This is a genomic window from Shewanella sp. UCD-KL12 (genome assembly GCF_001957125.1).
Lineage (GTDB): Bacteria > Pseudomonadota > Gammaproteobacteria > Enterobacterales > Shewanellaceae > Shewanella.
Genome location: NZ_MPHJ01000007.1, coordinates 73,667 through 91,663 on the forward strand (window position 1 = coordinate 73,667; position 17,997 = coordinate 91,663).

Here is a 17,997-nt window from a genome sequence, read left to right on the forward strand (position 1 = left end):
AATGAAACTAGTTACTAAGAGCATGAAAAAATCTATCGGCGTAAGAATTTGTTTCTTATTCACCCTATTAGCGTCGTTTTCAGCGGTCTCAGCGCCCTGGGTAGATGTGTCTGACGTATACCTTCGTGCAGACATACAGGCGTTAGCAGATGCGGGTGTTATTACTGTACCTGTTAATACTTATCCCTTGATGTGGGCTGGCATTGGCGCCGACTTAGGTAAGGCTGAGCCATCTAGATTAACACCAGACTTAGCCAAGGCATTTTCTCGAGTAAACTACTATTACCGAAATGCGGTAGAAAATCGTGGTAACACCAGTATTAAGGCTGCTGCTGCAACCGATGCAGCTCGTTTCCAGCATTTTGGTTCCGATTACCGGGAGCAAGGTGATCTACAGGTTTCTCATGAATATATGGGAGATAGATTCGCCTTCAAAGTTGCTGCATCTGCGCATTATGATGCCACCGACGAAGAAGACTTTCGCCTTGATGGCTCTTATATGGCAATGATTTGGGGTAACTGGATCTTTACCGCAGGTGCAATAGAGCAATGGTGGGGCCCAGGTTTTGATTCGTCACTACATAGATCGAATAATGCGCGTCCATTGCCATCAGTGATGGTGAGCCGCAATAATGCCGCCGGTTTTGAAACGCCTTGGCTTTCTTGGTTAGGCCCTTGGACACTTACCGCTGGCATTAGTCAATTGGAAGAGGAAAGGGCGGTTTCTAAGCCTCTGTTGTGGAACTTTCGTAGCTCCATTCGACCATTTCAGCAGTTAGAGATTGGTTTTTCATGGTCTACCCAATTTTGTGGTGAAGGTGAGGAGTGCACATTAGAGAGTGCCTTTAAGTCGATAACGGGCCAAAGAGATTGTCGTGAGGCTGGAGAGGCCGGCTGTACTAACTACGGTAATCAGATGGCTGGTTACGACATTCGATATAGTGATACTTGGTTTAATGTGCCTGTAGGTGTTTATTACGAACGCACATGTGAAGATGCCAAAGGATCCGCACCTTGGGATATCGTTGACTGTGCACACCTCATTGGTGCAGATACCAGGTTCGCTTTTGATACATCACAATACAAACTGTTTTTCGAGTATTCAGATACTAAGGTTGATTGTGGCGAAGACCCTAATGTCTTCAACTGTATGTACGAGCATTCAACCTATAAGTCTGGTTCGCGTTACTACGGTAAAACCTACGGTAGCACTTACGAAAGTGATGCCATCGTTTATGCTTTAGGGCTAATTGGTCAGTTTGAAGATAGTAAAGGTATTACCTCGATACTCAGGTATGCACAGCTTAATAATGATGGCTCTAGTCCGTCGCATGGCTGGGCGCCCCAGACGCCAAAAGAGGACCTATTGATGCTTGAGTTGAGTTATCGATTGCCTATTTGGCAGGGAATGATGAGTGTCGGCGGTACTGTTTCTCGTTCGGAATTTGACACTCAAGAGAGTGAGTCTGATGCGAGTCTATTTGGTACTTATGAGTACCGTTTCTAATACCATTTCCATTAAAGAGTTGACCATTCAGCGGGAGTTAAAATCGCTGTAGGCAAGTAAGTGGTTTGAAGCTAATAGTTGTTCTATTTTGAAAGCCACATGCGCAGCATAAAGGGATTTTAAACCCGCACTTCGTGAGCGTCTCAGGACTTCCACTCCTGCGTTGCATCGCCTCAAAAGGGAATAGCCATTTCTTCAACGATGCGTCTTGAATTGAAAGCCCTGAGAAAGCTCTGAATTGATCACATGTTTAATGGAACTGGTATAAGTATTATACTGATTGAAATTAGGCCCTAGATGATAGGGCCTAATCGTTTTATCTCGCCTGACATAGCCCACAAAAAACCGTTGCTCTCTGCCCTAGCTTTATCTCGCTGAGCAAGTTGCCACATGCGGTACAGGTTTCACCCCCACGGCCATATACATGTAGCTTTTGGGCAAAGTAGCCCGGTTTGCCATCAGCGTTGGTAAAGTCTTTGAGGGTTGTTCCCCCTTGTTTAATCGCGTTGGCCAATATCTGTTTTACTTCAGTTACTAAGATAGTCAATCGCTCAACATCTATTTTTCCTGCCTCAGCTTGAGGGTGGATCCCTGCGGCGAAAAGTGCCTCATTCGCATAGATGTTCCCTACGCCGACGACAATGTGGTTATCCATTAAACATAACTTTATCGCTTTCTTCTTGCCCTTAAGTGACTCCAGTAGATAGTCAGGATTAAACGCTCCCTTTAACGGCTCTGGGCCCAGCTTTGATAATAATGGATGAGCTTCTTCTGGGAGCTCACACCAAAGCCAAGCACCGAATCGTCTAGGGTCGTTATATCTCAGTACCTTACCGCTAGCGAGTTCAAGGTCGATATGATCATGTTTTTCTACTGGGGTGGACTTAGGCACGATACGTAGGCTGCCTGACATGCCTAAATGCACAATAGTGGTCCCGGCGTCAGTATCGATTAGCAGGTATTTGGCTCGGCGACGTACATTACGTATCTCTTGCCCGACAATCTGCTGGGCAATATCGGGTACCGGCCAGCGTAAGCTAGCATTACGAACGGTGAGTCCTGTGACTTGCTGCTCAACAAGGTGAGGTGTAATCCCTTGGCGGGTGACTTCAACTTCTGGTAATTCAGGCATATAAGTTCTCTAGTGATATTGTGTACAGCAAGCTTAATTATTGTTCTATCGCTTCAGCTTTGATGATGGGGGTTAGTGCTTCTCGCTGACTCGGTGGGATCTGATACCAGTTATTGGCTGGTGATTGCAATAACCCTGGTTGAGCAAAGAAGTACCATAACTGAGGCTCAGTTTTACCTGAGATCAAGATAACCACTTTTTGTGCTAATCCTTTATCTTCAACGTCTAATTGCTGGCTTAACGGCGATAAGTGAATATGGCTCCAAGCTTCAGCCCAGGTTTGGCAGTTGAGAATGCTGGGATGACACTGCCAGTTGGTGTTTCCTTGATTGAGCCAGAGGTCATCAAGTTGTAACTGGCTTAAAGGGGAGTTGTCATCGAACAGCGGTGCGGCATCATCAGGGAGCTGAGAGGTTTTGTTATCTAAAAGCGTCAAGATCGATATCATCATAATCGTTGCGATTATGATGATGTTGTTCCACTTTTTCCGTGATAATGCCATGTTGTTGCTTCAGATTAGAATGGAGAGTATAGATACTATACCAATCAGCATAAGAAAGTGAGCTACTCAGAGTGTTTTTTTGGCAACTAATTCAAGGCGAATAGTTGATGGAATAGTTATTGCCTTGTGAAGCTAATCAACGAAGAAGTAGGCGGCCAAAAACACGCCTGAAAGGCGAGTTTTAGCGCTGAGCGATCACATCTTTATTCTGACCGGTATTAGCAGTCAATCCTGTCGTATACCATTTGCTATTATTGCTAGCTGAAACCGGTTGAGTGGCCAAACATAGAGATAAACATTTGTTTGGCCATTGTATATTACTAACCGCCCGTGGCATTCATAAAGCGTAAGATCTGTACATCGCCCTGATCGCCAAAAACATGCTCTTTAGGTTTACGTTTAATGGCTTCTAAAATCGCAGTTTTTAGTCGTTGAATATCACCAGGGTATTCTCGCACTATCGCTTTTAGATCGACCGAGTGTTCATTGCCTAGACAGAGTAATAATCTGCCTTCGACGGTAACACGAACCCGATTACATTCATGGCAAAAGTTGTTGCTATGTGGGGAGATGAAGCCTACATGGATTGGACTACCTGGCATAGTGTAATAGCGTGCAGGTCCACCTGTGCGTTTGTTGGAAAGCATAAGCTTATAACGCTCAGAGATAATGGCTTTGACCTCTTCACTGCTGCAGTGCCTGCTTTCTTTACGTTCATCGATAACCCCGATAGGCATCTCTTCGATGAAGGCAATATCGAGTTCGCGGTCACGGCAAAACTCAATGAGGTCAAGAACCTCATCATCATTTTGCCCACGTAATATTACGGCATTGATCTTAATGCGTTTAAAGCCGGCGGCTTTAGCTGCATCAATGCCGGCGATCACTCGCTCAACTTTGCCGTTACGTGTAAGTTCGGTAAAAAGATCGGGCTTTAGCGTATCTAAACTGATGTTGAGTCGGCTTAAGCCTGAGTCACGCATCTTGTTAGCAAACTTAGTGAGTCTAGATCCATTGGTTGTCATGGATAACTCAGACAAACCAGGCAAGGCGCCCAACTGTTTTACCAACTTATCACAGTCAGTACGTACTAGTGGCTCACCACCCGTTAAGCGGATTTTTTTTACACCAAGTTCGGTAAACGCTTGGCCAACCCAAGCTAGCTCTTCAAGGCTTAGCACCTGCTCTCTCTCAAGAAAACAGGGATCTTCACTCATACAGTAGACGCAACGAAAATCACATCTGTCGGTGACTGAAAGGCGTAAATACTCTACCTGTCGGCCAAAGGTGTCGACGATCAAACTCATACTACATACCTACAATTGAGCCTACAGAAGGTCGGCAAAAGGTTGAATATAAACGGTGTCACCAGGGTTTAACTGATCGTCTTTTTCACCTACAACGATTAAACAGTTACCTTTTACCATAGAGCTCAACATCCCTGAGCCTTGTGCGCCTGTTGTTGATACGTGAAGCTTACCGTCGCTCGCTAAATGATAGATGCCACGGGTAAATTCGGTGCGGCCAGTACGGCTACGTAGATGGCAATCTGCCACTGCTGGGATCATGCTTGCTTGCCATTCGCTTTCACCGGCTAGTTTACGAAGTGCTGGCTGGACGAACTGCATAAATGAGACCATGACAGCTACAGGATTGCCTGGTAGGCCAAAGAAGAGGCTGTCACCAATTTGTCCAAAAGCGAGTGGTCGACCTGGACGCATATTGATACGCCAGAAGTTAATTTGACCGACCTCTTCTAAAGCAAGCTTAATAAAGTCAGCATCACCGACAGAGACCCCCCCTGAGCTGATCACTACATCGGCATCGACTGCTGCTTGCTTCAAGGTCTCCTCAAGCGCTGCTTGTGAATCATGGATGATGCCAAGATCAATCACTTCGCAACCAAGCTGCTTTAGCATGGCCTTGATAGTAAAGCGGTTAGAGTCAAAAATGCAGTTTGCTTTTAAAGGTTCGCCAGGCTGACAAACTTCATCACCAGTGGAAAATACTGCCACTCTTGGTCGTCTATAAACTGGGAGTTCACCAAAGCCTAAAGAGGCTAATAGGCCCTGCTCGGGTGCCTGTAGACGTTTATTTGCAGTAAGTGCTGAACTTCCCTGAGGAATATCTTCTCCTGCAAGGCGAACATGCTGAGCTAAGGTTATCTCTCCCTCAAAGCTGACTGTGTCGCCTGTATCTGTGGCCAGTTCTTTCATCTGTACGGTGTCAGCGCCTGCTGGAACCGTAGCGCCTGTCATGATACGAACGGCTTCGTTATCTTGTAGTATCCCGTCATATTGATGCCCAGCCATAATATCGGCAACGATCTTGTACTCTGGAAGCATTGGCTGCGAGTATTTGAATGCGTAGCCATCCATCGCCGAGTTGGTTTGCTGAGGGACATCAATTGGAGAGATAGCATCTTGGGCTAGTACTCTGCCATTGAGCTCATCTAATGCAACCAGTTCACTCTCTGAAACCGGGTTCACATAGGTGAGGATCTTATCTATCCCTTGGCGTACAGATAGTGTCTTGCTGGTATCAAGTTCACAACCACAAGATGGCGCTAACGGCAGGCTGGTTGGGCAGTGTTGATATTGCTCTGCATACTCAATAACAAAGTCTGCAATCTGGCCAACATTATTAATATCCAAACGACGTAAGTCACTAGGGAGTTGCGTATCTTCACAGCAGGCGATGGCTTGAATATTGTCATCTTGAGTATGGATAAATGGCTTACCGTGAGCGGCGCGGTGGAGTTCTATTTTAGGCAGCTCTAGCTTCTTAAAGCCCTCGACCAATACGATATCAACTTTGTCTTGCTCAATTTGTTGTAAGAGGTGTGGTAGCTTAGGCGCATCTTCGACTTCATCTTCAGTCATTAAGGCCCAGCGTACGTGAGAGGCAACTAACATCTGGCGAGCACCCGCTTTACGCATCTCGTAGCTGTCTTTACCTGGAATATCCACATCGAAATCATGGTGAGCGTGTTTAATAACCGCTAGCCTTATCCCGCGACGATTTAGTTCTGGGATCAATTTCTTGAGTAGGGTGGTTTTTCCTGTGCCACTATAGGCACAAAATCCGAGTACTGGAATAGACAGCGGATTGGTAAAAGGAATGCTCATTTAAACCTCAAATTTTATTTGGCAATTGCCTCAGCAAGTTGTTGTTTTTGTTCTGGCGTGTTCACGTTAACAAAGGCATTGGGTTGATCTGAAAAATCAGTGACAACACAGTTATGTTTTGCGTACCAAAAGTCTATTTTTCTTTCGCCGGCATCTAAGAATGCTTTCATTGAATCTCTTAGAGACGGTTTGAGCAACATCACGACAGGTTGCTCTCTTTTTCCATCACTGGCTACCGCAAGCTCGGCATCATTACTTTCAATCTGTGAAAGCATACGTGATACAAGGTCGGTCGGTAACAGTGGGCAATCGCAAGGAACCACTAACAGGTAGTCTGCATCTGTCTGCGCCATAGCGGTTATCATTCCGGCTAATGGGCCTAGGTAACCAGAGTCTTCATCACTGACCACTGGATAACCGAACTCAGCATAAAGGTTCTGATTACGGTTTGCGTTGATCAGGATCTCCTTAACTTGAGGTTTTACCCGATCAATTGCATGTTTTATCATAGGCTGACCATTTAGATCGACCAAGCCTTTATCATTTCCACCCATACGTCGCGCCATTCCCCCTGCGAGGATGACGGCATTAATTTGCAGTGACATATTCGGAATCCTGTATGTTAATTACTGTATTGCTAGGTGTAGGTTTTAGCTGAACCGATGATACAACAGCTTGTGCATTAATTTCCCATGTTTGGTCACATAACCGGGTGAGTGAGCAAGATTGGTGGCTACTGATTAACATGCCTGTACCAAGTTGCTGTAGGTCGGCGATCATAGTGTATACCAGATCTTGTGAATATTGATCCATGTTCGACGTTGGTTCATCTAGCATCAGTAGCTTAGGTTGCATTATCCATGCGCGAGCAATAGCGAGTCTTTGTCTCTCGCCGCCGGATAAACTAGAAGCAGCTTGCGTTCTAAGGTGAGTTAAGGCTGCCATCTCTATTGCTTGATCTGTGCGTTTTTTAAGTTCAGCCTTGCTCATTTTGCAAAATGCGTGAGGGTAACTTAGGTTGTACTCGACACTACCGTCGAATAGATACGGGTGCTGATGGAGGTAAACCGCTTTACCTAGGAGTGGATTGGAACGCCACCAAGGTAATGGGGCAAACCCTTTAGCGGAAATCTCTCCCTGGGTAGGCTTTATAAGGCCTGCAAGAAGTTTCATCAGGGTTGTTTTACCGCAACCGTTATCTCCCTGCAGGTGAATAGTCAGCCCTTGAGCTAACTCTAGTCTGTTGACACTAAAAAGGTGTCTATCACCAAAGTACATCTTAAGATCTTGTGCAACCAACTTAACCATAAATTAATGGCTCCTCGGTTCGGCTTTGCCTCTAAGGCTGCCCAAAGTAAAGTTGAGTACCAGAGATAGGATAAGCAGAACTAAACCTAAAGCGATAGCTTGGGCAAAGTCGCCTTTACTGGTTTCGAGTGCTATCGCTGTTGGAATATTTCGGGTTACATCGGCAATATTACCACCGACCATCATAGAGCAACCGACTTCGGTTAAGATTCGGCTGAATCCGGCAACAATAGCCATAAGTAGTGGCACTTTAAGCTCTCTACATACAGTCCAAATCGCTTTTAACCAAGAAGCACCTAAGGTGCGGGAGGTCTCCCAAGCTCTGCGGTCTACACTGGTGAAAGCTGCCTGACTCATAGCTACAAGCACTGGCGCACAGATCAGCATCTGACCTAATATCATGCCTTTTTGGGTGAACAACCACTTAAGATCCCCAAGAGGACCCATGCGGGTAAGCATAAGGTAAACCAGTAATCCGATAACAACTGTAGGTATCGATTGCAGTGTTTGAATGAGGTTTGTGATTATCCAGCGGCCTGGAAAGCGGCCAAATGCCAGCACAAACCCCAGTATCATAGAGGGCAGCAAGGTGATCGCTAGCGCTGCAAAAGATACAGAAAAAGAGACAGAAACAATGGACCAAACTTCTGGGTCCAATGAAAACAGCAGGCCAAAGGCCTGCTGTAAAAGGGCTAACCAGCCTTCATTCATGTGTGATAGTCCGATTTATAAAACGGCATATTCAGACCTTTAAATGTGTTCGCTGTAGAGCGCTTTAAAAAGCTGCTTAACCAGAAACTTAGAGTCATTCGCTATAAGTTGCCTTAAATAGTTGCTCACCTTGAACCTTGTAGCTGTTGATCATGCTTTGTGCTTCAGCACCGATCAGCCAATCACTTAGGGCTCTTGCACCTTTGTGGTTTAGGTCAGGGTATTTTGCAGGGTTAATAAGCATGATTTGGTAAGGGTTAGCTAGTGCTGCACCGCCATCAAAATCAATCGCCATATCTAGTTTTGCTTTATACGCAACAAACGTTCCACGATCAGAAAGCGTATAACCTTGAAGTTCGTTAGCCATTAGCAGGGTTTTACCCATACCTTGACCTACTGACTTATAGGTAGCGAAAGAGGGATCAACATCGGCATCTTTCCAGATGATCAGCTCTTTCATGTTAGTCCCTGAGTTATCTCCACGAGATACAAAGGTTTCACCTGATTTAGCTATTTTAGCAAAAGCTTCTTCAACTGTCTTACTGCTACGGATTTTTGCAGGGTCATTTTTAGGGCCCAAGATCACAAAATCGTTCTCCATGATGCCGCGTGGAAGAAGTCCGAAGCCTTCATCAACAAATTTTGCTTCAGCGGCAGGGGCGTGAGTCATGATGACATCAACGTCGCCTTGGCGTGCTAACTTAAGAGCTTTACCTGTACCTGTAGCAATAACCTGAACTTTATAGCCAGATTCTGCTTCGAATTTTGGTAGTAGGTTTTTAAGCAGGCCAGAGTTTTCTGTACTCGTTGTAGTGGCGAGTTTAATGATCTCTTCAGCTTGTGCAGGCATGCCTGTAACTAACGTAGCGGCTAATGCAATACTGAAGAGTGATTTAAGGTTTAACATTCTTGCTCCTTGGCTAATCTAATAAGAGGACCCATTGCCATATGAGGTCATCCAACAATTTGCCTTGTATTTAGCAAGTACAATGCCAAGTTATTTATGGTTACACGGGTCTCACACTGCAGCACGAAATGAGAGCAAGATCGCAAAAATAAAAGTTACCATACAGACATATTGTCCCAAACATCGCATTCTTTGGTTCACAGTGACCTATTTTCTTGAACTTGGTGATAGAATAATCATTAAATGAGTCAAAATGTCCTAAAGCAGACAATATGAGCCAAACTAAAAAAGATTCTAAACCACTTCCATCAGCTGTTTCTGTGCTTATTGTAGATGATGAGCCTGGAATGCGTAGTTTCCTCAAAAAAGCCCTATCGAAGAAGTTTGCTTTAGTGGAGACAGCGTCGAGCGTAGAAGATGCCGAGCAGCTTAGAAGTCGCTGTCATTTCGACCTGCTGATTGTCGATATTCGCTTGCCTGGGCGTTCAGGTATTGAGTGGCATGAAGCACTTGATGACCAAGAACGTCGATCAGATATTATCTTTATGACTGGCTACGCCGATATGGACGTGGCGATTAAAGCGCTGCGTGCTGGTGCCTCTGATTTCATCATGAAGCCCTTCCACTTAGAACAGATGATGAAAGCGGTCGATCGCTGTATTGAACGTCGCCTGTTGAAGCGTGAAAACTTGATGTTGCGTCGTGAAGTCTCTATCGGACAGTCTTCGACCATCATAGGCAGCAGCGAAGCCATGAAAGAGGTGAAACACGTGATAGAGCGTGTTGCACCAACTAATGCCGTTATTCTTATCGAAGGTGAGTCTGGCACAGGTAAAGAGCTAGTGGCTCGGCAGCTGCATCTACTCAGTGGAAGGCAAGGGCCATTTGTACCTGTTAACTGTGGTGCGATAGCGCCAGAGCTTTTAGAGAGTGAATTATTTGGTCATTCTGCTGGTGCTTTTACTGGTGCGAAAGGCAATCGAGAGGGGTTATTCAGCTTCGCCTCTGGTGGCACCATATTTCTTGATGAAATTGGTGAGATGCCACTGAAGATGCAAACTGCGCTACTTAGAGTGCTTGAGCAGAGAACGATTCGACCTGTGGGTAGCGAAAAAGAGACCAATATTGATGTGCGGGTTTTAGCTGCAACCAACCGTAAGTTAGCTGAAGAGGTTGAAGAGGGGAACTTTAGGCGTGATCTCTATTACCGTTTAAATGTGCTCGATATCGTTATTCCACCACTGCGAGAGCGACCAGAAGATGTGGTTGAGTTGACGCATCATTTCACCCTGCAGCTCGCTTCTGAGTTGGGAGTGAAAGAGGTGGTTTGGAGTCATGAAGATATGCTCAAACTACAGCAGCATGAGTGGCCAGGTAATATTCGTGAGCTACGTAATATGATTGAGCGTTGCATACTCCTAGGTAAACCACCTGCAGAGTATTGGAAGCAGCAACCTAAGAGCGAATCTGTGAATGAATCAGGTTATCCATTAAGTTGGGGGCTCAAAGAGGTTGAGAAGCACCATGTGATGCAAGTTGTTGATGCTCATCAAGGTAATAAGTCTGCTGCGGCAAGAGATCTTGGTGTTTCACGTAAGACCTTAGACCGAAAATATAAAGAGTGGTTTGACACAGATAGAGAAGAGGAGGGCTAAAGGTGTCATTTTTCCCTCGAGTCTTTGGTGTTAATTGGCAGCAGATGCAGGCCAAAGTTCGCTATCGCATATTAATCTTAACTCTGTTACCTATCTTGCTCACTTTAGTCAGCTTAGTGTTTATCACTATCTACTGGAATATTAGCTATACCGGTAAGCAGCTATTTATGAAGGTTAAAGCTGACCTTACTGTGGCTAATAACACCTTAGTATCGGTACAGCATAGCCAAGAGAAACAGCTAGAGTTAGTCATGAGCTCATGGGAGTTTCAAAATGAGTTTAGGCAGTTTGATACCTCAGTGACTGCGCGAAAGCCGATAGAGGATTTTTTAGAGCAGCAGAAGCAATCACTCAACTTAGACTTTCTACGTTTGGTCAGTGTCGCTGAGGCGGCTGCCGATCCCGATCTGCGGTTTATGTTGCCTAAAGTCAACGGAAGCTCAGCTTTCTCAGGTTTAATGGTATTAGGGCCTAAAAGGCTGGCAAGAATTGATCCTGAGATGGTGGCAGTGGCGAGTATTCCACTGGTTGAAACTCCCAGATCGCAAAAGCCATTAAAAACAGTAGAGGATAGAGGCCTACTCAGCCGGAGTATCTTACCGATCCCTGATGCGGATGGTAATGTCGCTTGGTATCTTGACGGTGGCATACTGTTTAACCGAGATATCCGAATTGTTGACCATATTCGCGATCTTGTATACGACAAAGGCACCTTGCCTGAACGCTCTATCGGTACTGTGACTATCTTTCTTGATAATATTCGTATTAGTACCAATGTACCTTTACATTTCTTCCCCCAAGGTGACGAAACACAAGGGCGTGCTCTAGGTAGCCTGGTATCGGAAGAGGTGAAACAGAAAGTGTTATCTCAAGGCTTGCTTTGGGTTGATCGTGCCTTTGTATTTAATGATTGGTTTATCTCTGCTTACTCTCCACTGGTTGATATTCAGGGCAAGCGGATTGGTATGATCTACACAGGTTTCTCTGAGTCGCCATTTATCCACAACTATCTGCTGAATATTATCGAGCTGGGTACCATTTTAATGTTGGTGCTGCTGGTCTCTGGTTTGTTGGTTTATCGCGGTGCATATAGCTTACTGCAGCCGATTGAGCGAATTCATCATGTAGTAAAAGCGGTTCAATCTGGTCGAAACTTGCGTATTGGTTCGCTTGGATTAGAGCGGGAAAATGAGCTTTCAAACCTAGCGGAACAGTTCGACCGCATGCTAGATCTGCTTCAGCGTAGAAACTCTCAAATTCAGGCTGCATCGGAGCAACTTGAAGTGAAAGTTGAGGAGCGAACACGTAGCCTGCAGGAGAAAACCGAAGAGTTACAAAACAACGTGGCGCTGCTTAATGAAACTCGACAGCAGTTAGTGACCAATGAAAAGTTAACCGCGCTCGGTGAGTTAACCGCAGGTATCGCCCATGAGATCAATAACCCTACGGCAGTGATCTTAGGGAACATGGAGCTGCTTAAATATGAACTCGGCGACAATGCTGATGCTGTCGAAGAGGAGATAGACCTCGTTATTCAGCAGGTAGGACGCATTAGCACGATTATTCGTAGCTTGCTGCAATACAGCCGACCTGGTGAGTTTAACGCACCATTAGAGATGCACCAACTTACTCCGATTATTGAGGAGATGCTGGTGCTTGTCCGTCACTCTATTCAGGAGCAACAGGTTGTATTGAATCAAGAGCTTAATGCTAGCTATCCGATAGAGGTAAATCGTCCTCAACTGCTGCAAGTCTTAATTAACCTCGTGGTTAATGCAGCCCACGCTATGGACGAGAAGGGACGAATTTGGATCCGTACCTATGACTGGGTGCATATGGATGAGCCGATTGGCGTTAAGATTGAGATTGAAGATGAAGGTAAAGGTATCCCTCAGGAGCAACTAGGGCGTATTTTTGACCCCTTCTATACAACCAGAAAGGATGGTACCGGCTTAGGGTTATCACTAAGCTACGGCATCATTAAGCGTATTGGCGGCACCATAGAGGTGAGTTCTACATTAGGTAAAGGCACGCTATTTACCATTGGTCTATACCACAAGGCCAAAGAGGAGCAGACTGATACACCTTATGAAGGTTTGCACTTCAATGCGCCTTAACTAGGAATCACCGCTCATTCTCATCGATAAAAACCACTACATCAGTTAGTGGTTTTTTTATGGGGTCTGCTTAGAATTTGATATAAATTTAGACAAAAAAAAGCCTAGAAAAAGTATCTAGGCTATAAAGAGTGTGTGAGCAATGTCGTGCTTGCGAAACTCAACTTAAATATAAACCTAAGACATGAAACAAAGGCGAATCACATAAGTAAGAAAGAGTTCTTGGAACGCATGCAAATAGTAATTATTATCATTAAGGGGTGCAACTGTTTTTTATCGTTTGTATTGTAAAGAGACATAATTAGGCTATTTGTCAATGTAATTCAATGGGTTGTATTTTTAGTTGTTGAGAGCAATTAATCTAGATAAGAGATAAGAGATAAGAGATAAGAGATAAGAGATAAGAGATAAGAGATAAGAGATAAGAAAATTCAAGGCAAAAAAATACCGGGATTAGAGTATCCCGGCTATAAGAGTGTGTGAGCAATGTCGTGCTATGCGAAACCCGCTTAACGTTTCTATTTAGTTAACCCTTGAGCAGAGTTAATTAAATAGTTGGCTAATGAAAACAGAGATGAAGTGCTTACCTTAGCTTTGTAGAGTGAGTTCTTGGAACGCATGCAAATAGTAATCATTATCATTTGGTCTTGCAACTATTTTTTGTACATTTTTATAGAATATTTATCTTTTTATTTTTACCCTTATTTAAGTTATTGCTTTTACTTGTTTTATATTGAGTCTGTTTTTCTTTCTAAGGGATGTATCTGCTTAGATGGCCCTGAGAACTTGATAAACTGGAGACAAAAAAATACCGGGATAAGAGTATCCCGGCTATAAGAGTGTGTGAGCAATGTCGTGCTATGCGAAACCCGCTTAACGTTTCTATTTAGTTAACCCTTAGTAGAGTTAATTAAATAGTTGGCTAATGAAAACAGAGATGAAGTGCTTACCTTAGCTTTGTAGAGTGAGTTCTTGGAACGCATGTAAATAATAATCATTATCATTTGTGCTTGCAAGCTTTTTTCCACGATTATTACTTAAAATTTCAATAACAACACCAGACTTTATATAAGCTTCTGTAAGTAAAGCTTATTTAATGATGTAGAGTGCTTGTTGGTATCGACTGACATGATCTCATAGCTATGCTTAACGAGCATGCTTAACATAGCGCCAAAACGGTTGAGTGTTTTAACTTCTATTGCAGCAAACCCTTGAGCTGATACCCACAACTCTTGGTCTTTTAGTAGCAGCTCGGCTAATCCCAGTTTTCTGAAATCAGGTAAAATTCCACCTAACCAGCTATAGAAGTGGTTATTTTGCGTGGAATAACCCAGTTTAAAACCTGCAAGCTCATCTTCTACATAGATATACTGAAGTAGGACAGTGCTGTTCTGTAGGCGAGTTTGATATTCGCTCTGTGAGTAGGGCTTATCAAATTCAGGGATTTGAGCACAAACAGCGATAACCTCATCAATGATACTGTCTTGGATATCTGTGATCTGCTTGATAGTAACGGTATACATAAAGCCTCTAGTTGATACCGTTAAAGCGGCATCTCATTGTTAATTTTGAGTGCCGCTATCATAGTACAAAACGACTGGTCAGGCCAGTTGGTTGGGATTCTTAGCGCTTTTAGGGCGCTGGGTTAACTATCTTCTGCTCTAATATTTTAAGTAATACACCATAAGCGGGTAGAAATAGACACAAGCTAACGATGAGTTTAAAGCCATAGTCGACACTGGCTATCTCTGGCCAGTGCTGCGCCATAAAGCTATCTGTTGATGCGTAAAATGCCAGTGAGAAAAACACTAAGGTATCAACCAAGTTACCAATAACCGTTGAAGCGGCTGGTGCAACCCACCATGATTGCGTGTTTCTAAGCTTGGAAAAAACGGTGATATCCATTAGCTGGCCAATGAGATAAGCAGCGAAGCTCGCAAAGGCTATTCTGAATACAAAACTGTTAAACTCAGCGAGTGCAGCGACTCCCTGAAAAGCTGCTTGGTGGAACATGACGCCCATCAAATAGGAGATCACCAATGCAGGTATCATCGCCCTAAAAATAATTCGCCTTGCTGCACTTTGACCAAAAATTCGTACAGTTAGATCTGTGGCGAGATAGACAAACGGAAAGCTAAATGCTCCCCAGGTAGTGTGAAAGCCAAATATTTGGAAAGGTAGTTGAACCAGATAGTTACTGGCACAAATAATCAATATATGGAAGCTGACAAGCAGCAATAGCGCACGCTTAATCTGCGCTGGTGTTAACGTTAACATCTTGTGGCCTTTTTAGTGGTGGTTGAGAAGCGCGGGGTGAGGGAACCCGCTGATAAATAGATGATATACAGCTCATAATATTAAGCGGCATACCTTGTGATCATTATTATTGTTTACCCCTGTAGGGGCGGCACATTATAAAGGGGTTTATTTTTCAAGCAAGCCTAATTCTGCAGTTTTGATTACTTGGTTTTACGTCGATTTTCCCAAGGTGCCTTTAAAAAGAAGGTGTGGTCGCTCTATATTCATGCAAGCCTGTTCTAAACTTATTAGATAGTGATTTATTGAGAAGCTCAAAGCCTCTCTTACTCGTAGAGGAGAGCGTTATTAAGATGACGCTCTGCTTAATAGAAGTGACCCTAATGAACCATAAACTGTTTCGTGGCATTGCCGTACTGCTATTTTGTTGTATGCCTGTGCAAATTATTGCAGCACCGACGTTAGTTAAAATTGCTACTGATAATTGGGTTGGGTATACCAACCTTGATGGTAGTGGCTTTTATTTCGATGCGCTTAAGCAGATTTTTCCAGAGCCTGAATGGCAGCTAGAGATTGAGTTTGTGCCATTTTCTCGGGTGAGATATCTCATTGCAAATCAAAAAGTAGATATGGCGTTAGGTTTCTATCCTGCTGATAGCTCAGCTTCGCTTTATAGCGAGCAGCCGATTGAAGTTGATAGCGTTGATATCGCTTTAACGCCAGAGTTAGCGGCAATGTGGCAAGGGGTGGAGAGCTTAGCCTATAAAAAGGTGCAGGCACTGTTGGAGTATCGTTTCGATGAGCTTATTGCTGTGCCTATGTATTACGAGGAGAGTGTTAACTTACTCGATCTGCTGAACAGGGTTAATCAAGGCAGGATAGATGCCGTATTGGACTATAAGCCGGCGATGCTAGCAAAAGTCGCAGAATTAAGTCATCCAAGACAGTTTGTCATCGTCGAGAATGTGTTTAGTTTAGAGGTTTACTTTGTGTTTAGTAACAACAGCTCAGGTAAGAACTTAAAGACACACTTCGATAAAAGACTCGAACAGCTTGTTGAAAGTGGAGAGTTAGACAAACTGTTTAAAGTCTATGTTGGAGAGGGCGCAGACAGGCTCAATGGGAAATAGTTTACAGGGTTCAAACTCCGCACTTTTTATGCAGAGCTTAGCTATAGCTCAGTAAGAATAGATAAAATCGTAGTGAGTTTATTTTCTAACTCCACCCACTCAGCGTCAGCTTCAGAGCCTGAAACAATGCCAGCACCTGCAAATAAGTTGATACGGCCAGGCTCAATCAGTGCACTGCGAATTGCTACTGCAAATTCACTTTCATACTTATTAAAGTAGCCACATGCGCCGGCATACCAGCCTCGAGCATAACCTTCGCGCTGACGAATAAAGCTCATTGCTGGCTCTTTTGGCAGTCCACCGACGGCAGGTGTTGGGTGAAGAGCTAAAAGGAGCTGAAAGTCATCGACCCCAGGTTTTAGCTCTGCACGAATAGCGCGGTGTAGGTGTTGAATATGGCTAAGTTTAAATACCTTTGCGAGCTTCTCTGCGCCAACATAGTTACTTAATGGCGTAAGTGCATCGACAATGTGTTGCCTTACAAGCTGGTTTTCATGGCTATTTTTTGTGTCATCTAAAAGCTGTTGAGCAAGCTGCTCATCCTCTTCCTGATTAAGCCCTCGAGTCGTTGTTCCCGCTAATGCCTCAGTGAAAAGCTCACGCTGACAGCGACGATATAGCCTCTCTGGGGTACAGGAGATAAATGTTCTATCGGGGCTAAACTGAAAACCAAATTGAAAACTGTTTGGGTTACGGCCTTGCCAGCAGGCAAGTAGCATCCAAGGGTTAACCTCTTCATTTATCTCTAGCTGAGTAAGACGAGATAACACCACCTTAGGGGTGTCTTTGATAAATTTTGGGTGAGTGACCTTGTTGACGAGCTCAGTCCAGTGGTAACGATCGGGTCTATCACTTCGGCCTAATAAGTTCACTTTATTTGGCGGAGGTAAAGGGGTGGGCGACGCTAAGCTTGCTAATGCTTCAATAGCGAGAGCACGTTCAGACTCACTGCAATTTTCGCAGTTAAGGTTTACCAATAATTTGTAATCATTGCCACTTCGTCTTAACTCTATTCTAGGAAGAACAAAGCGAGCACGGCCAAATTCAGGCCAGCATTCAGTGGTTCTATCGAAAGCGACACCGCCGTAATAGCGTACTTCCTGGTTATTTGTCAGAGCCCTTTGCGCCTGATACTCCATAGAGAGTTGATTGTCATCTATCTCCTCTTCATAGAAGAAGTCCTTACAGCTACCTATGGCTGAGACCTCCTCTTCGGTGTCACGGCCTTTCCAATAGATCCTAGGGTAGATAGGTTGAGCGGCTAACCAGGCAATAACAGGCATAGCTTTGACAGCCACAGACAATTGAATAATAGGATCACTATGTGATTGAAAATTCAGTTGTTGAAGCTTATCGGTAAGTGTTGAGATAGCCTGAGACAGCATTATGGCAGCCAATGAAAACTCCGTACAGAACAGTAAAAACGAATCTATCTATAGCGGAAAGGTTAGCTCCCACTTTCAATCTCAGATTAGTTGCTAATAAGAATCTTTACCATAAATTAATGGTCAAGGTAAAAACTGTCAAGTTGTTGGCTTTCAAGCTGTGAACTTGAGCTTAAATTCGACAATTTATAAATAAGTATTCAATAAGTTACTCATAAAAATGGTGAGTAATTTTGTCTTTACCTGTATCCGCTTGGGA

15 protein-coding genes are annotated in these 17,997 nt (G+C 44.1%); 4 read left to right on the top strand and 11 right to left on the bottom strand.

Going from position 1 to position 17,997, the window contains the following annotated elements; genetic code table 11:
- Window position 1 precedes the first annotated feature (1 nt).
- Window positions 2–1,507, top strand: coding sequence for a capsule assembly Wzi family protein (locus BM736_RS13875; RefSeq protein ID WP_372828700.1), 1,506 nt, complete (start codon window positions 2–4; stop codon window positions 1,505–1,507).
- A gap of 316 nt (window positions 1,508–1,823) precedes the next feature.
- Here BM736_RS13875 and mutM read toward each other — a convergent pair whose 3' ends face one another.
- From mutM to BM736_RS13915, 8 genes are all read right to left on the bottom strand, one after another.
- Window positions 1,824–2,639, bottom strand: coding sequence for a bifunctional DNA-formamidopyrimidine glycosylase/DNA-(apurinic or apyrimidinic site) lyase (gene mutM / locus BM736_RS13880; protein ID WP_076413194.1), 816 nt, complete (start codon window positions 2,637–2,639; stop codon window positions 1,824–1,826).
- 37 nt (window positions 2,640–2,676) lie between these two features.
- Window positions 2,677–3,141 (bottom strand): hypothetical protein, encoded by a 465-nt coding sequence (locus BM736_RS13885; protein WP_076413196.1) that lies wholly within the window; start codon window positions 3,139–3,141, stop codon window positions 2,677–2,679.
- A gap of 320 nt (window positions 3,142–3,461) precedes the next feature.
- Window positions 3,462–4,448 (bottom strand): GTP 3',8-cyclase MoaA, encoded by a 987-nt coding sequence (moaA, locus tag BM736_RS13890; RefSeq protein ID WP_076413198.1) that lies wholly within the window; start codon window positions 4,446–4,448, stop codon window positions 3,462–3,464.
- A gap of 21 nt (window positions 4,449–4,469) precedes the next feature.
- Window positions 4,470–6,269, bottom strand: a complete 1,800-nt coding sequence (locus BM736_RS13895; RefSeq protein ID WP_076413200.1) for a bifunctional molybdopterin-guanine dinucleotide biosynthesis adaptor protein MobB/molybdopterin molybdotransferase MoeA — start codon at window positions 6,267–6,269, stop codon at window positions 4,470–4,472.
- A gap of 14 nt (window positions 6,270–6,283) precedes the next feature.
- On the bottom strand, window positions 6,284–6,874 hold the full coding sequence (mobA, locus tag BM736_RS13900) for a molybdenum cofactor guanylyltransferase MobA (RefSeq protein ID WP_076413202.1): 591 nt from the start codon (window positions 6,872–6,874) through the stop codon (window positions 6,284–6,286).
- Complete coding sequence (locus tag BM736_RS13905; protein WP_076413204.1) at window positions 6,858–7,577, bottom strand: energy-coupling factor ABC transporter ATP-binding protein; 720 nt, start codon at window positions 7,575–7,577, stop codon at window positions 6,858–6,860. The genes mobA and BM736_RS13905 overlap by 17 nt, the downstream gene beginning before the upstream one ends.
- A 3-nt stretch (window positions 7,578–7,580) precedes the next feature.
- A complete protein-coding gene (locus tag BM736_RS13910; RefSeq protein ID WP_076413206.1) occupies window positions 7,581–8,288 on the bottom strand; it encodes an ABC transporter permease in 708 nt (235 codons plus the stop codon).
- Window positions 8,289–8,382: 94 nt separating this feature from the next.
- Entirely contained in the window at window positions 8,383–9,195 is an 813-nt protein-coding gene (locus tag BM736_RS13915; RefSeq protein ID WP_076413208.1) for a substrate-binding domain-containing protein, read from the bottom strand.
- Between the two features lie 272 nt (window positions 9,196–9,467).
- Here BM736_RS13915 and BM736_RS13920 point away from each other — a divergent pair, with 272 nt between their 5' ends.
- Both BM736_RS13920 and BM736_RS13925 read left to right on the top strand, forming a co-directional pair.
- Entirely contained in the window at window positions 9,468–10,850 is a 1,383-nt protein-coding gene (locus BM736_RS13920; protein WP_076413217.1) for a sigma-54 dependent transcriptional regulator, read from the top strand.
- 2 nt (window positions 10,851–10,852) lie between these two features.
- On the top strand, window positions 10,853–12,967 hold the full coding sequence (locus tag BM736_RS13925; RefSeq protein WP_076413219.1) for an ATP-binding protein: 2,115 nt from the start codon (window positions 10,853–10,855) through the stop codon (window positions 12,965–12,967).
- Window positions 12,968–14,031: 1,064 nt separating this feature from the next.
- Here BM736_RS13925 and BM736_RS13930 read toward each other — a convergent pair.
- The gene (locus BM736_RS13930; protein ID WP_076413224.1) at window positions 14,032–14,490 is read right to left on the bottom strand and encodes a hypothetical protein; all 459 of its coding nucleotides are present in this window, start codon (window positions 14,488–14,490) and stop codon (window positions 14,032–14,034) included.
- Window positions 14,491–14,599: 109 nt separating this feature from the next.
- Window positions 14,600–15,244, bottom strand: coding sequence for a 7-cyano-7-deazaguanine/7-aminomethyl-7-deazaguanine transporter (locus BM736_RS13935; RefSeq protein ID WP_076413226.1), 645 nt, complete (start codon window positions 15,242–15,244; stop codon window positions 14,600–14,602).
- 362 nt (window positions 15,245–15,606) lie between these two features.
- Between BM736_RS13935 and BM736_RS13940 the strand changes: the two genes are divergently transcribed.
- Complete coding sequence (locus tag BM736_RS13940) at window positions 15,607–16,353, top strand: ABC transporter substrate-binding protein (protein WP_083700195.1); 747 nt, start codon at window positions 15,607–15,609, stop codon at window positions 16,351–16,353.
- A 41-nt stretch (window positions 16,354–16,394) separates the two neighbouring features.
- Here BM736_RS13940 and BM736_RS13945 read toward each other — a convergent pair whose 3' ends face one another.
- Window positions 16,395–17,738, bottom strand: a complete 1,344-nt coding sequence (locus BM736_RS13945) for an isochorismate synthase MenF (RefSeq protein ID WP_076413520.1) — start codon at window positions 17,736–17,738, stop codon at window positions 16,395–16,397.
- Between the last annotated feature and the right edge of the window lie 259 nt (window positions 17,739–17,997).

Bases quoted from the DNA above. Each gene is read 5' to 3' on its own strand.
- BM736_RS13875 (WP_372828700.1), top strand. From the start codon at position 2: ATGAAACTAGTTACTAAGAGCATGAAAAAATCTATCGGCGTAAGAATT.
- BM736_RS13930 (WP_076413224.1), bottom strand. From the start codon at position 14,490: ATGTATACCGTTACTATCAAGCAGATCACAGATATCCAAGACAGTATC.
- BM736_RS13910 (WP_076413206.1), bottom strand. From the start codon at position 8,288: ATGAATGAAGGCTGGTTAGCCCTTTTACAGCAGGCCTTTGGCCTGCTG.
- mobA (WP_076413202.1), bottom strand. From the start codon at position 6,874: ATGTCACTGCAAATTAATGCCGTCATCCTCGCAGGGGGAATGGCGCGA.
- BM736_RS13885 (WP_076413196.1), bottom strand. From the start codon at position 3,141: ATGGCATTATCACGGAAAAAGTGGAACAACATCATCATAATCGCAACG.
- BM736_RS13895 (WP_076413200.1), bottom strand. From the start codon at position 6,269: ATGAGCATTCCTTTTACCAATCCGCTGTCTATTCCAGTACTCGGATTT.
- BM736_RS13945 (WP_076413520.1), bottom strand. From the start codon at position 17,738: ATGCTGTCTCAGGCTATCTCAACACTTACCGATAAGCTTCAACAACTG.
- mutM (WP_076413194.1), bottom strand. From the start codon at position 2,639: ATGCCTGAATTACCAGAAGTTGAAGTCACCCGCCAAGGGATTACACCT.
- BM736_RS13940 (WP_083700195.1), top strand. From the start codon at position 15,607: ATGAACCATAAACTGTTTCGTGGCATTGCCGTACTGCTATTTTGTTGT.
- BM736_RS13905 (WP_076413204.1), bottom strand. From the start codon at position 7,577: ATGGTTAAGTTGGTTGCACAAGATCTTAAGATGTACTTTGGTGATAGA.
- BM736_RS13915 (WP_076413208.1), bottom strand. From the start codon at position 9,195: ATGTTAAACCTTAAATCACTCTTCAGTATTGCATTAGCCGCTACGTTA.
- moaA (WP_076413198.1), bottom strand. From the start codon at position 4,448: ATGAGTTTGATCGTCGACACCTTTGGCCGACAGGTAGAGTATTTACGC.
- BM736_RS13920 (WP_076413217.1), top strand. From the start codon at position 9,468: ATGAGCCAAACTAAAAAAGATTCTAAACCACTTCCATCAGCTGTTTCT.
- BM736_RS13935 (WP_076413226.1), bottom strand. From the start codon at position 15,244: ATGTTAACGTTAACACCAGCGCAGATTAAGCGTGCGCTATTGCTGCTT.